Raw genomic sequence first — 12,760 nt, forward strand, 5'->3', positions numbered from 1 at the left:
CCCTATCTCCCCTATAAGTGCGAATGCTTTAGTTCCGTTTCTCCACGGCCACCACGTACGGCGGCGCGCTGCGTTGATTGACGAACCGATACGTCATCGCCTGAAACCGCTCCTGCGGAACGCCCGCCGCCCATGCCTCGACGGCGCCGGCCTCCTCGGCGCCGCCCGCGTGGCCCGGGTACACGACGGCGCATAGGACGCCGCCGGGCCGCAGCGACGCGAGCCCCGCGTCCAGCGCCTGCAGCGTCGACGCGGGCGTCGTCACGACGCTGTGATCGCCGCCGGGCAGGTAGCCGAGGTTGAACAGGACGGCGGCGACGCGGCCGTGCGCTTCGGCGGGCAGCGCCTCGGCCAGCTCCGCGTGGTCGCGCAGCAGCAGCGAGCACCGCGAAGCCGGCACGCCGGCCGCCGCCAACCGCTCGCGGGTGTTCGCCAGCGCGGCCTCCTGCACGTCGAACGCGATTACGCGCCCGCCGTCGCCCACGAGGCCCGCCAGAAACAGCGTGTCGTGCCCGTTGCCCATCGTCGCGTCGACCGCGATGTCCCCGGGCCGCACGCGCTCCCGAACCAAGGCGTGAGCGAACGACAGGATCGAAAGAAAGCCCACTCCGCGCTTACCCCCTGATCCCCGCGGCCGCGGGCCGCCACAGCTTGCCCTGCCACGTATCGCGCCGGACGAGCTCGGCGTCGATCGCGTTCAGCACTTCCCACTTGCGCAGGCTCCACATCGGCCCGATCAGCAGGTCGCGCGGCGCGTCGCCGGTCACCCGGTGCACGATCATCTCCGGCGGCAGACGCTCGAGCGTATCGACGACGAGGCCGACGTACTCGTCCCGTTCGAGGAAACGCAGCAGCCCGGCCTCGTACTGCTTCACCATCGGCGTCTTGCGCATGAGGTGAAGCAGATGGATCTTAATCCCCTGTACGTCCATGCGGGCGACCGCCTCGCCAGTCTCGAGCATCATCTCGTGCGTCTCCTGCGGCAAGCCGTAAATAACGTGCGCGCACACGCGAATGCCGCGGGCGCGCAGCTTCTCCACCGCGCGCGAATACGTCTCGGTGTCGTGCGCCCGATTGATGAGCGTCGACGTCGACTCGTGCACCGTCTGCAGCCCCATCTCGAGCCACAAGTACGTCCGCTCGTTCAGCTCCGCCAAGTAGTCGATGACGTCGTCCGGCAAGCAGTCCGGGCGCGTCGCGATCGACAGCCCCACGACCCCCGGCAGCTCGAGGATCGCTTCGTAGTACTCGCGCAGCTCGCTCACCGGCGCGTACGTATTCGTGTACGCCTGGAAGTAGCCGATATACTTCGCGTTCGGCCACTTCGCGTGCTGGCGGTCGCGCACCTTCTCGAACTGCACGACGAGGTCGTCGCGCCGGCTGCCGGCGAAGTCGCCGGATCCGCGGGCGCTGCAGAACGTACAGCCGCCCGTAGCGATGGTGCCGTCCCGGTTCGGGCACGTGAAGCCGGCGTCGAGCATCACCTTGAATACCTTCTCGCCGAACTGCTCCCGCATTTCGGTATTCCATGTATGAAACCGCTTGTCCCCCCAGAGAAGAGGGGCGTCGCTCAAGCGCGTCATTCGAAACCATCTCGATTCGTAAAAAAAATTTTGCGTCCTTCTATTGTACCGCAATTGAGCGAAGGAGGAAACTGGACCGAAATCGGCCGGGGAAAGATCGACAGTGCGTATTTTCCGACCAGAATCCCTTTAAAAACCGTACGTTTCGAGAGTGAATCGCCAAGATAATACGGAGTCGAGACAAGCCCGTTTTCCACTGGAGACAGCGCTTTCAACTTGACATATCTAACATATTATGTTATATTACAAGTGTGTCGCAGCAAGGAAAATCCTTGTATCACTGCCGTGTTGTTTGGGGTTTGTGCGGGAAGGGCACACTGATCTTACCTTCCGAAAATTTGCATAGACGAGGTGATCGACATGGCGCACGAAGTAGCGGTTCCTCATGGCGAGGAGAAGATCGTGGTCGAGTTGACGGTGAAGGAAGCGATCGCGCTCACGGGCATCAAGTTCAACGAACAGCCGGAGCTCCTCCCGAGCGCTCGCAAGAAGCTGAAAGAAACCGTCGAGAGCAAGATGCTGAAGCAATAGTCGAACTAGCGAATGCACGCATATCGAAGAGCTTTCCCGCGGGGCGGGAGGGCTCTTTTTCGTGAGGACGACTTGCGTCGCAATGGCGCTTTACAAGCCCGCCCCGAATTGGGCACAATAGGGGAAGCGCATTGACGCATGGCATGAAAGTAAAGGGGAACGACACAGAATGACGCGTTTACGTAGAAGAACCGGAACGAAAGAACTGCTGCAGACGTTGGAAGAACGCGTCGTCCTGCAGCCGAAGCAATACAAGGGGCGTTGGATCGAGGTGTTCGGCAACGACCGCCCGATTCACGTGGAGCTCGGCATGGGCAAGGGCCGGTTCATCAGCCTGATGAGCCTGCAGCATCCCGAATGGAATTTCATCGGGATCGATATGTACGACGAGCTGATCCGCAAGGGCAGCGAGAAAGCCGAGGAGACGCGCGAAGCGTGGTCGGCGGAGCATGGCGGCGCGGAGGCGCCGAACAACCTCAGGCTGGCGCTCGGCAATATCGAAGGGATCGAGGAGATGTTCGCGCCGAACGAGATCGAGCGCATCTACCTCAACTTCAGCGACCCGTGGCCGAAGACGCGCCATGCGAATCGCCGTCTGACGCACGCGAATTTCTTGACCAAGTACATCGACATCTTGAACGAGGACGGCGAAATCCATTTCAAGACCGATTCGCGGTCGCTGTTCGAATTCTCGCTCAATTCGTTCGCCGAGATGGAGCTGATGATGCGCAACATCTCGCTCGACCTGCATGCGCAAGGTCCGGCGCCGAACAACGTCATGACGGAATACGAGACGAAATTCTCGGGTCAGGGCGTGAACATTCACCGCGTCGAAGTGATCGTGGGGGAACGTGCCGTCGCAAGGCGCAGGGAACTAACGTCCGCGAAGAAAGCATAGGACTTAGCAGGCGCCTTGCTAAGCCCTATGCGTCAGTCGGTTACGAGATAAACTTGTCGATATCGAGTATGCCAACCATACCCTGTTCGGCGACGCCGATCCCGGATAATCGGGAGTTCGCCCCCTTCGCCGAAACCGGAAGGGGTCGAAGCTCCCGATACCGAGTGACCTTGATCACTTCGTCCACGATGACCCCGAGCAACGACTCGCCCTCGTCTTGGATGACGATGATGCGGGCGCGCTTCTGTTCGGGGTCGCACCGCGTGCCGAGCGTCTCGCCGAGATCGATAACGGGCAGCACGTCGCCTCTTAGGTTGATAATGCCCTTGAACTGCGAACCGGCGCCGGGCACATAAGTGATTCTCGGAATTCGAATGATTTCCTTGATTTTATATATCGTTATCGCGTACTTCTCGTCGCCGATTCGGAGTTCCACGAATTGTTCCGTTTCCGTTTGCATACCGGAAGCCCTCCTCTACACCTTGAACGAGGAAACCGATTCCGACAACGATTCCGATAGCTTGGAAAGCGATTGGGAAGCGTCGGCGACTTCTTGGGAAGCGGCCGCCGCCTCCTCGCTCGCAGCCGCGATCGTCTCGATGGCGCTTAGAATATTGCTCGATTGGGCGGTTTGCTCCTCGGCGGCTGCGGCGATCTCTAGTACTCTAGCGGAAGTATTCTCGACCATCCCGACGATGGAACCGAACGCTTGGCCGCTCTGTTCGGTATACGCGGCTGTCTGCTCCGTAGCCTTGACGCTCTGCTTCATATTATTTTGCATATTGCGGATGATGCCGGCGATTTCCTTCGTCGCGTCGCTGCTCCGCTCCGCGAGCTTTCGGACCTCGTCGGCGACGACCGCGAAGCCGCGTCCGTGGTCGCCCGCCCGAGCCGCCTCGATGGCCGCGTTCAGCGCCAGCAGGTTCGTCTGGTCCGCGATCTCGTCGATGACCTCCACGATTTCCCCGATCTTGTCCGAGTCGCTCTCCAGAATGTTGATCTGCCGGCAAAGCTCGTTCATCCCGTCGGAAGTTTTCTGGATGATCATTCCGCCCTCCCGGGCGATTTCGGACGTCTTCCCGGCGATTTCCGCCGCATGTTCCGTATTGGACGCGATCGTCTCCATGCTGGCGTTGAGCTCTTTAAACAGCTCGTTAATTTGTAGCGCGGCCGCGGATTGCTCATGACTGCCGCTGGCGATTTCCTCGGTCGAAGCGGAGATTTCCTGAGACGCTCCCGATACCTCGCGGGAAGAATCTATGATATTGCGGATGATGGCTTGATAGCTGGAGAGCATCGAGTTGAACGATTTCGCCAGCTGCCCGATTTCGTCCTTGCCGGTATCCGGCAGGCGCAGCGTCAAGTCCCCCTCGTTATTCGCCAGCTCGCCCATCGTCCGAGCGATCGTCTTCAACGGGCGGAGCCTCGCGAATAACAACCAGATAGAGCCGGCCATCACGAAGGACACGACGACGATCAAACCGATCATGACGTACAGCATGAAGTAGAAACCGCTTTGCGCCGTTTCGGTTTCCAACTCCGCTCGTGTATTCATTACGTTCTGGAATTCGCTAATAGGCTCCATAATCATTTTCTTATCGGCATCGTACTGTTCGCTGAACATGAGCTTGCGGGCTTCGTCGAAGTTGCCGGCCTCCGCAGCCGCGATCGCGGCATCCTCCGTCTGGACGAGCGAGTCGGAGCGGCGCTTGGCCTCTTCGATCAGCTCCAATTCTTCGATAGGGGACCCGAGCTCCTTCAATCGTTCGACGACCCGATCCCGGGTTTTCGTCTCGTTGACTTCTCGCCAGTAGTTATCGTAATGCTTCCGTTCCCCGAACTGTACGAAATTTCTTGCTTCGTTGGTTAAATAGTCGGACGCGTCCGCCAAGTCGATCCCGAGCTGTTTGAATTCTCCCTGGCGGCTCACGGCATCCCGTACGTCCGAATAGTCGGATTGAAGTTGCCACACGGAAAACGAGAGAGATCCTCCTAACAGCAAAAACACAATCCCCATCGTCTTGAGCAGCGTAGAAATCTTCATCGCATGTCTCCCTTTCAGCAGGTTTTCTAATGATGCAATGGGTTGTTCAGTTGTAGTCTATGGGGACGAGGTCTTTTGTGTAAACGCTTAAATAGCCGTTTCAAATCCCATTGACGCTGCTAAGATTTGTATGGTAAACGATAGGCCGGGGGAAACGAACGCATAACGAAGAGGCCTCCCGCGCAAGCAGATCGTCCGCTTGAGAGGGAGGCCCCGACAGGGGGTTCTATAGTTTTCAAGACTTCAATTCACCATCTGCAAGATCGCCTTCGAGCAATCCTCCGGATTCGTCTGTTTCAGCATCTGCGTCACCATGCGGCGCCGCTGCAGCACTTCGTCGTACTGCATGACGAGCCGGTTGAACCAATAGTCGATCGTCTCGACCGACTTCAGCTGCTCGCCGAAGCCGTTGCTCGTGAAATATTGGGCGTTCTCCTCTTCTTGTCCCGGAATCGCCTCGTGAAACAGCATCGGCAGCCCCTTCGCCAACGCCTCGGTGCACGTCATGCCGCCGGGCTTCGTAATGAGCAGATCGGAAATTTCCATCAGCTTGTCGACGTCGCGCGTAAAGCCGAGCAGCTTGATGTTTTCGTGCTGGAACGCCGGATCCTCCGACATCTCGTCGAGCGCTTTGCGGTTGTTGCCGAGCACGAAGATGAATTGGATCCGGTCGCGCCATGCGACCATGTATTTAAGCAGCTCCTCTTGATTCACGAGTCCCCATCCGCCGCCCATCACGAGCACGGTCGGCATCGGCTTGAGGCCGAATTCGGCGCGGATCTCGTCCTTATCCTGATGCTCCCAGAAGTTCGGATGCACCGGGATGCCGGTGACCCGGATGATGCGGCTCGGAATGCCCCGGGCGATCAGCTTGTTCTTGACCTCCGGCGTCGAGACGAGGTACCGGTTCGTCTCCGCCGATACCCATGTGCCATGGGCGTCGTAGTCGGTGATGACGGTGCACAGCGGCACGTCCAATCCGGCGGAACGCTTCAGCCTCGATACGACGATGTTGGGAAAAGGGTGCGTGCACACGATCGCGTTCGGCTTCAGCGTCCGGATGATGTGCGCGGTCTGGGCGTAAAAGATGCGATGCAGCGCGAGCTGGGACAGCCGGCCGATCTTCTTCTTATACTGAGACCGATACACCATGCCGTACAGCTTCGGCTGGGAATTGATCGTCTTCTTATATGCGTTAAATATCATCGGGAAAATCGTCGGATGCAGAAACGACCCGAGCTCGAGCACCCGCGTCTGCACGTTGGGAGACATTCGTTTGATGCTGACGGCCAGCGCATGGGCCGCCTGCGTGTGCCCGGCTCCGAATCCCTCCGAAAGGATCAATACCCTCTTCTTTCGTTGCAAGGAAGTTCACCTGACCTTAATGGGCGCCTCTCAACACTTGTGATAACGTATCGGAAATACCTGGTACAACTGTATATGATTTAACCTTATGATGCAAAGAATAACGACATTACCCGATAAAAGCAACCGTGCAGGAAGCCGTAATGCAGCCGATGACGCAGCCGGCGGCGACGTCGGAAGGATAATGCAGACCGAGATACATGCGGGACATGCCGACGATCATCGCGAACGGGATCAGTATGAAGCCGATCCAATTGAAGGCGATGACGAAGGGGGCGATGACGGAGAAGATCGCCGTCGTATGTCCGGACGGAAACGAGTGATCCTTCAGCGGGTTCTTGCAGGCGATCGCGTCCGGGAGGGCGAGGTACGGACGGAGCCGCGGGTACAGCTTCTTTACGACGGCGACCGGAATATGACTGAGCGCCAAGGCGATGAAAGCTTGCAGGCCGACCGTCGAGACGGGCTTCGGAGCCAGCCACCAGATGCCGAGCGTCGCGAGAATCGTCGCGCGCGCGCCCCCGAGATGCGTAATTCGGCTAAGCAGCATCCCAAGCAGCGCGTGATTGAATCTCCGATTGACGAGGAAGAACATGCGCTGGTCGTGAGTCTTCAGCCAAGTGACGATACGGGTCATTGTATGCGGATCCTCCTCTATTGTCTGTTCTTATTGTACTAGAAATGTCGGTATAATGGCTACAGCCATTATTGTAAAATGCTATTGTTAACGCGGTATCAGGGGAATGTGAAATATTGCCCGGAACCGAATTTAACTTCCGGATGACGTTCCGTTAATAGATGCCGAATATACTATAGAAGCAATTATCGGCGGCCGGCGGCCGCATGGGAGGGCAGAGCCATGAGAGTCGCATTGTTTACCGATACGTACGTACCGGAAGTGAACGGGGTTGCGAAGACGCTCGGAAGATGGGCGGCGTACCTCGAGTCGCAAGGCGTCGCCTGCAAGGTGTTCGCCCCGACGGCGGAAGAGCGTTTCTCCGCGGCTAGATCGTCGGTGGAACGATTGTTCAGCGTCCCGTTCCTGCTGTACCCGGAGTGCAAGTTCGCGCTGCCGAATCCGATCCAGATGAAGAAGGCGCTGCGCGATTTCGATCCGACGATCGTGCATGTCGCGACCCCGTTCAACATAGGCTTCTACGGCAGCCACTACGCCCGGAAGCGCGGCATCCCGCTCGTCGGCTCCTATCACACGCACTTCGACCAATACTTGTCCTACTACAAGCTCCAATGGATGGAACCCGTTCTTATGAAATATATGTCGTGGTTTTACGCGGATTGCCTGAAAGTTTACGTGCCTTCGCGATCGGCGAAAGAGCATCTGGCGCCCTACGGCTTCCCGGAGATGGAAATCTGGGGCCGAGGCATCGCAGCGGATCAGTTCGGTCCGGGCGTCGACCGCGATGCGGCGCTCCGCTCGTTCGGAATCGATCCGTCGTCCTTCGTCGCGTTGTATGTAGGACGTCTCGCCGCAGAGAAGAGCGTAGACATTCTGTTCGAAGCGTACCGGTCGCTGCCGGAGGACGAACGCGCGGGTCTCGAACTCGTCGTCGCGGGCGACGGTCCGCTCTATCGCGAGCTGGCCGAGTCGATCGTCCCCGGCGAACGGATCAAGCTGCTCGGCTTCGTCGAAGGGCGTCGTCTCGCCGAGCTGTACGCCGCCTCGGACGTATTCCTGTTTCCGTCGGCGACGGAGACGTTCGGCAACGTCGTGCTGGAGGCGATGGCGTCCGGGACGCCCGTCGTCGGGGCGCGGGCCGGCGGCGTCGCCGACAACGTGCGGCACGGCGACACGGGCTGGCTGTGCCCGCCGCGGGACGCCGCCGCCTTCGCGGCCGCGCTGTCGACGCTGCGTCGGGACGCGGCGCTCCGCGAGCGGCTTGGCGCGAAGGGGCTCGCTTACGCGAGGGAACAGTCGTGGGATCGCATTTTCCAAACTTTGTTGAACTCGTACCGCGACGTGGTTCATACGTCCCGAGAAGCGCTTCTTGTATAGACGACTTGGGAAAAAGAAAGGTTTCGCCGGGTCTTTTGTAACATTTCTGTAACAAACGGTAATCTTTTTGTCATAAAAATCGCGAAAAACGGTAAAATAACAACATAACGTGAAATAATGAATGAACCGTCGGTGCCGAAGCGTGCGACAATCCCGTTTTCCGCGGGAGAATCGCCGGATTTCGCCGCTGACGGTTTTTGACTTCCTAGCCGTTCTGACGCAAAATCAGGAAGCGATTTGCCATGTTCCAGAATCGAGTTCGATTCGAACGAAACCTTCAGCCGACTTTCGTCGTCTGGTAACAAGTACCGTATAAGAGAGAAAAAGGGGGCAGCATGATGAACGCAATCGTTCTCGTCGTGCAAATCGGATTGTTCGCAGTGGGGCTTTATCAGTTGGTCTTGTCGTTCTGGGGATTGAAAATCAAGAAGGAACGCAAGGTGCACGCGCCGCAGAAGACGTTCGCGGTGCTCGTGGCCGCGCATAACGAGGAGCAAGTCGTCGGGGCGCTGATCGAAAACTTGAAGACGCTCGATTACCCGCGCGAGATGTACGACATCTTCGTCATCTGCGACAACTGCACGGACGGCACGGCGGACGTGGTCCGCGCGCACGGCGCGATCGCCATGGAGCGGCACAACAACGCGCTGCGCGGCAAAGGCTTCGCGATCGAATGGATGCTGAAGGAGCTGTGGAGCATGGAGCGGCAGTACGACGCCGTCGTCATGTTCGACGCCGATAACCTCGTCAGCCCGCAGTACTTACGCGAGATGAACAACGACCTGTGCAACGGCTCGCGCGTCGTACAGGCTTACCTGGATACGAAAAATCCGGCCGACTCTTGGATCACCGCCGCCTACGGCGTGACGTATTGGTTCTGCAACCGGCTGTGGCAGATGCCGCGCCGCGCGCTCGGCATGGCGAACTTCCTCGGCGGCACCGGCATGTGCTTCGAGTCCAAGCTGCTGAAGGAGATGGGCTGGGGCGCGACGTCGCTCGTCGAGGATCTCGAGTTCACGATGCGCTGCGTGCAGCGCGGCGTCTACCCGACGTTCAACTACGACGCGAAGGTGTACGACGAGAAGCCGCTGACGTTCCAAGCGTCCGCCCGCCAACGTCTGCGCTGGATGCAAGGGCACTTCGACGTCGCCCGCCGCTACTTCCTCCCGCTGCTGTGGCAAGGCATCAAGGAACGGAAGTGGACGAAGATCGATACGGCGCTCTACTCCGTCAGCGTGTACAACGTGCTCGTGTCGCTTATTTTCACCGTCGTCCTGTGGTTCGATCAAATCATGCCGGGCAAGCCGACGTTCATCTCGGTGTACGATTTCGTTCCGATCTGGCTCGGCACGGTGGGCTTGATCGTCGTCTACATGCAGTTCCCGCTGGCGCTGGCGCTCGAGAAGGTCAAGTCCTGGAAAATGTACCTCTCGCTCCTCCTGTTCCCGTTGTTCCTGCTGTCGTGGTATCCGATCACGTTCCACGCGTTCTTCACGCAAAACAACAAGAGCTGGAGCCATACGAAGCATACGCGCGTCTTGCGGCTCGACGACGTTCAGAAATTTTAGTTTGACTGAGGCGGGCGCCTTGTGTTATATTAGGATCTCGAGTGAGCAAAAGAAGGAGCGCCCGCTTCTCACCTGACCGATTTTCGATCGGCTGGTTCGCCGCTAACGAGCAGCGCGTACATATGCGCCATAAAGTTCGTCGGTAGACGCGGGCACTGGTGGTTTCCCACCGTGCGCCGCGTTTTTTGTTTGCTTGGATCGACCATTTTTTGGAGGTGGCATACCATTAGCAAGGATCATCAGATTAACGAAGAAATTCGCGCCCGGGAAGTCCGTCTCGTCGGCGCGGAAGGCGAGCAGATCGGCATCGTGTCGTTCCGCGAAGCGATGCAGATGGCCGTCGACGCGAATCTCGACCTGGTGAACGTCGCTCCGACGGCGAAGCCGCCGGTATGCCGGATTATGGACTACGGGAAGTTCCGGTACGAGCAACAGAAGAAAGAGAAAGAAAACCGCAAGAACCAGAAGGTCGTCGAACTGAAGGAAGTTCGCTTCAGCGCCACGATCGACGAGCACGACTACCAGACCAAGCTTCGCAACGTCGTCAAGTTCATTAACGACCAAGATAAAGTGAAGTGCAGCATTCGATTCCGCGGACGCGAAATCATGCACGCCAGCGTCGGTCAGAAGGTGCTCGAGCGCGTAGCCGCCGAAGTGCAGGACATCGCCGTGCAAGAACGCCGTCCGAAGCTCGAGGGCCGAAGCATGATCATGATTTTGGCCCCCAACAAGACGACCTAACCATAATTTCTAGGAGGAACACCTGTCATGCCTAAAATGAAGACGCACAGCAGCTTGAAAGACCGTTTCAAAATTACGGGCACGGGCAAAGTGAAGCGTTACAAAGCGCATAAGAACCACTTGCTCTCCGGCAAGAGCCCGCGCCAGAAGCGCGTATTGAACACGCAGCCGCTCATGCACACGGGCGACTACGCGCGTCTGAAGCAGCAATTGCTCAACCTTAAATAATCATCTTCGCACGACCATATATAGGAGGGTATTTCCATGACAAGAGTTAAAGGCGGGTTCGTGACTCGTCGTCGCCATAAGAAATTCATCAAGCTTGCCAAAGGTTATTTCGGTGCGAAGCACCGCCTGTTTAAGAAAGCTCACGAGCAAGTGATGAAGTCCTTGCTTTACGCATACCGCGACCGTCGTCAGACGAAGCGCAACTTCCGCAAGCTTTGGATCGTCCGGATCAACGCCGCGGCTCGCACGAACGGCTTGTCCTACAGCCGCATGATGCACGGCCTGAAGCTCGCCGGCATTACGGTCAACCGCAAGATGCTCGCCGACCTCGCCGTGAACGATCTGAACGCGTTCAACGCGCTCGCCGGCAAAGCGAAAGAGAAGATCAACGCGTAAATTCGCGCGTCGTCATAGAACCGCCGTCCGCCTCGCGGATCGTGCTCGAGATGAATCGAGCGCTTTCCTCAGGGCGGGCGGCGGTTTTTTCGTGCGAACGGGAAAAGCTTCCGCTGATTTGGGGGGGATGGCCCCGAATTCGGCGATTGAACGGGAATTTGGGGAGTAAATTGTCTCGGCGGTCGGCGGGGGAGCGGCGGATGTGGCGGGGTTCCTCAAAAGTCGGGGCGACGCGCCATGAAAATTGGGGAACGGGTCCCCAATTGAGGAGTAAATTGTCTCGGCGGTCGGCGGGGGAGCGGCGGATGTGGCGGGGTTCCTCAAAAGTCGGGGCGGCGCGCCATGAAAATTGGGGAACGGGTCCCCAATTGAGAGGAGTAAATTGTCTAGGCGGTCGGCGGGGGAGCGGCGGATGTGGCGGAGTTCCACAAAAGTCGGGGCGGCGCGCCATGAAAATTGGGGAACGGGTCCCCAATTGGGGAGTAAATTGTCTAGCCGGTCGGCGGGGGAGCGGCGGATGTGGCGGAGTTCCACAAAAGTCGGGGCGGCGCGCCATACGAGTCCCCAATTGGCAAGTCAAAACCGTTTGCCGCAGTCGGCAGTCTAATGAGTAGTTCGATTGAAGCCGGAAGGCCAGCGAGTGACGTTCAAGCGCGCGATCGCGTACCCGATGCGCATCGCGGTCGAGGCCGAGTTGGATGCGGCGAACTCGAAGCAAATCTTTTCCTTCATCGCATCTCGCTGGAGCAAGCGACGGATCGGGGCGAGTGGTTGGAGCTGCGCTTTCTTCTTCGCGGCGTGGACGAGGCGGACAATATGCTGTATTCCGTCGTGGAAGGGGCATTCGAAGACGGCTCCGGGCGCCGATACGTGATAGGGAACGGCCATGTCTACGGAGACGACGGGGAGACCGGAGGCCAGTCCGTATCCTTCCAAATCCCGGACGAAGCATACGCGCAGCCGCTGACGTTCCGCATTTCCAACTATCCGTCTTACGTCCGCGAACCGTTCGAAATTCGGATTCGGTAAATTAAAACTTGACGCATAATTCACGCAACCCTATAATAATCTTTAAGCAAAATGAACACACTGTATTTGATACATCGATCGGCTGTGAAGAGGACGAAGCTTTACGGGCTCTTATGTTCAGAGAGCGGAAGGATTAGCTGCAACCTTCGCCATAACTCCCGTATATGCGAGCTCACCTCGGAGCTGTTCTTCTGAACCGTGCGACTTTACCGCTTCAACGCGAATTCGCGCTTACTAGGAGGAATCGGGTTGGCACACGTTATCGTGCCGCAGGCGCGCAGGATCGCGCAGGGGAGAGTCGACGCCCCGGCCATGTCCGCGTATCTGCTAGAGGCTGATGCCGTAAGGCTACAGCGAATTTTG

At 58.2% G+C, this 12,760-nt stretch carries 14 protein-coding genes; 8 read left to right on the forward strand and 6 right to left on the reverse strand.

What is annotated here, in order from left to right; genetic code table 11:
- Window positions 1–28: 28 nt before the first annotated feature.
- On the reverse strand, window positions 29–607 hold the full coding sequence (gene mnmM, locus RIN49_RS05205) for a tRNA 5-(aminomethyl)-2-thiouridylate-methyltransferase MnmM (protein WP_309119104.1): 579 nt from the start codon (window positions 605–607) through the stop codon (window positions 29–31).
- 7 nt (window positions 608–614) lie between these two features.
- Window positions 615–1,583 carry a tRNA modification radical SAM protein MnmL/YtqA gene (gene mnmL, locus RIN49_RS05210; protein ID WP_309119105.1) on the reverse strand — a complete coding sequence of 323 codons (969 nt, stop codon included), beginning with the start codon at window positions 1,581–1,583 and terminating at the stop codon, window positions 615–617.
- 360 nt (window positions 1,584–1,943) lie between these two features.
- Between mnmL and RIN49_RS05215 the strand changes: the two genes are divergently transcribed.
- Together RIN49_RS05215 and trmB are read left to right on the forward strand one after the other, a co-directional pair.
- Entirely contained in the window at window positions 1,944–2,114 is a 171-nt protein-coding gene (locus RIN49_RS05215; protein WP_309119106.1) for a hypothetical protein, read from the forward strand.
- Window positions 2,115–2,283: 169 nt separating this feature from the next.
- Window positions 2,284–3,012 carry a tRNA (guanosine(46)-N7)-methyltransferase TrmB gene (gene trmB, locus RIN49_RS05220; protein ID WP_309119107.1) on the forward strand — a complete coding sequence of 243 codons (729 nt, stop codon included), beginning with the start codon at window positions 2,284–2,286 and terminating at the stop codon, window positions 3,010–3,012.
- A gap of 40 nt (window positions 3,013–3,052) precedes the next feature.
- Here the strand turns inward: trmB and RIN49_RS05225 are convergent, their stop codons facing one another.
- The 4 genes from RIN49_RS05225 to RIN49_RS05240 all read right to left on the reverse strand — a co-directional run bounded on the left by RIN49_RS05225 (window position 3,053) and on the right by RIN49_RS05240 (window position 7,058).
- Entirely contained in the window at window positions 3,053–3,472 is a 420-nt protein-coding gene (locus RIN49_RS05225) for a chemotaxis protein CheW (protein ID WP_309119108.1), read from the reverse strand.
- Between the two features lie 15 nt (window positions 3,473–3,487).
- Entirely contained in the window at window positions 3,488–5,056 is a 1,569-nt protein-coding gene (locus tag RIN49_RS05230; protein ID WP_309119109.1) for a methyl-accepting chemotaxis protein, read from the reverse strand.
- 243 nt (window positions 5,057–5,299) lie between these two features.
- Window positions 5,300–6,421: an MGDG synthase family glycosyltransferase gene (locus tag RIN49_RS05235; protein ID WP_309119110.1), complete on the reverse strand. Its 1,122-nt coding sequence runs from the start codon at window positions 6,419–6,421 to the stop codon at window positions 5,300–5,302.
- Between the two features lie 109 nt (window positions 6,422–6,530).
- On the reverse strand, window positions 6,531–7,058 hold the full coding sequence (locus RIN49_RS05240; RefSeq protein ID WP_309119111.1) for a phosphatase PAP2 family protein: 528 nt from the start codon (window positions 7,056–7,058) through the stop codon (window positions 6,531–6,533).
- A 222-nt stretch (window positions 7,059–7,280) separates the two neighbouring features.
- Between RIN49_RS05240 and RIN49_RS05245 the strand changes: the two genes are divergently transcribed.
- The 6 genes from RIN49_RS05245 to RIN49_RS05270 all read left to right on the forward strand — a co-directional run bounded on the left by RIN49_RS05245 (window position 7,281) and on the right by RIN49_RS05270 (window position 12,397).
- The gene (locus RIN49_RS05245) at window positions 7,281–8,435 is read left to right on the forward strand and encodes a glycosyltransferase family 4 protein (protein WP_309119112.1); all 1,155 of its coding nucleotides are present in this window, start codon (window positions 7,281–7,283) and stop codon (window positions 8,433–8,435) included.
- 335 nt (window positions 8,436–8,770) lie between these two features.
- Window positions 8,771–10,003, forward strand: coding sequence for a glycosyltransferase family 2 protein (locus tag RIN49_RS05250; protein ID WP_309119113.1), 1,233 nt, complete (start codon window positions 8,771–8,773; stop codon window positions 10,001–10,003).
- Between the two features lie 189 nt (window positions 10,004–10,192).
- Complete coding sequence (infC, locus tag RIN49_RS05255; protein WP_238392499.1) at window positions 10,193–10,744, forward strand: translation initiation factor IF-3; 552 nt, start codon at window positions 10,193–10,195, stop codon at window positions 10,742–10,744.
- Between the two features lie 27 nt (window positions 10,745–10,771).
- Entirely contained in the window at window positions 10,772–10,972 is a 201-nt protein-coding gene (rpmI, locus tag RIN49_RS05260; protein WP_138195008.1) for a 50S ribosomal protein L35, read from the forward strand.
- A gap of 36 nt (window positions 10,973–11,008) precedes the next feature.
- Window positions 11,009–11,368, forward strand: a complete 360-nt coding sequence (rplT, locus tag RIN49_RS05265; RefSeq protein ID WP_138195009.1) for a 50S ribosomal protein L20 — start codon at window positions 11,009–11,011, stop codon at window positions 11,366–11,368.
- A gap of 771 nt (window positions 11,369–12,139) precedes the next feature.
- A complete protein-coding gene (locus tag RIN49_RS05270) occupies window positions 12,140–12,397 on the forward strand; it encodes a hypothetical protein (RefSeq protein ID WP_309119114.1) in 258 nt (85 codons plus the stop codon).
- Window positions 12,398–12,760 lie beyond the last annotated feature (363 nt).

The organism is Paenibacillus sp., assembly GCF_031177825.1.
In the GTDB taxonomy this organism is placed as follows: domain Bacteria; phylum Bacillota; class Bacilli; order Paenibacillales; family YIM-B00363; genus Paenibacillus_AE.

Coding starts and splice junctions, on each gene's coding strand:
- mnmL (WP_309119105.1), bottom strand. CDS start 1,583: ATGACGCGCTTGAGCGACGCCCCTCTTCTCTGGGGGGACAAGCGGTTT.
- RIN49_RS05215 (WP_309119106.1), top strand. CDS start 1,944: ATGGCGCACGAAGTAGCGGTTCCTCATGGCGAGGAGAAGATCGTGGTC.
- trmB (WP_309119107.1), top strand. CDS start 2,284: ATGACGCGTTTACGTAGAAGAACCGGAACGAAAGAACTGCTGCAGACG.
- RIN49_RS05225 (WP_309119108.1), bottom strand. CDS start 3,472: ATGCAAACGGAAACGGAACAATTCGTGGAACTCCGAATCGGCGACGAG.
- RIN49_RS05230 (WP_309119109.1), bottom strand. CDS start 5,056: ATGAAGATTTCTACGCTGCTCAAGACGATGGGGATTGTGTTTTTGCTG.
- RIN49_RS05240 (WP_309119111.1), bottom strand. CDS start 7,058: ATGACCCGTATCGTCACTTGGCTGAAGACTCACGACCAGCGCATGTTC.
- RIN49_RS05245 (WP_309119112.1), top strand. CDS start 7,281: ATGAGAGTCGCATTGTTTACCGATACGTACGTACCGGAAGTGAACGGG.
- RIN49_RS05250 (WP_309119113.1), top strand. CDS start 8,771: ATGATGAACGCAATCGTTCTCGTCGTGCAAATCGGATTGTTCGCAGTG.
- rpmI (WP_138195008.1), top strand. CDS start 10,772: ATGCCTAAAATGAAGACGCACAGCAGCTTGAAAGACCGTTTCAAAATT.
- rplT (WP_138195009.1), top strand. CDS start 11,009: ATGACAAGAGTTAAAGGCGGGTTCGTGACTCGTCGTCGCCATAAGAAA.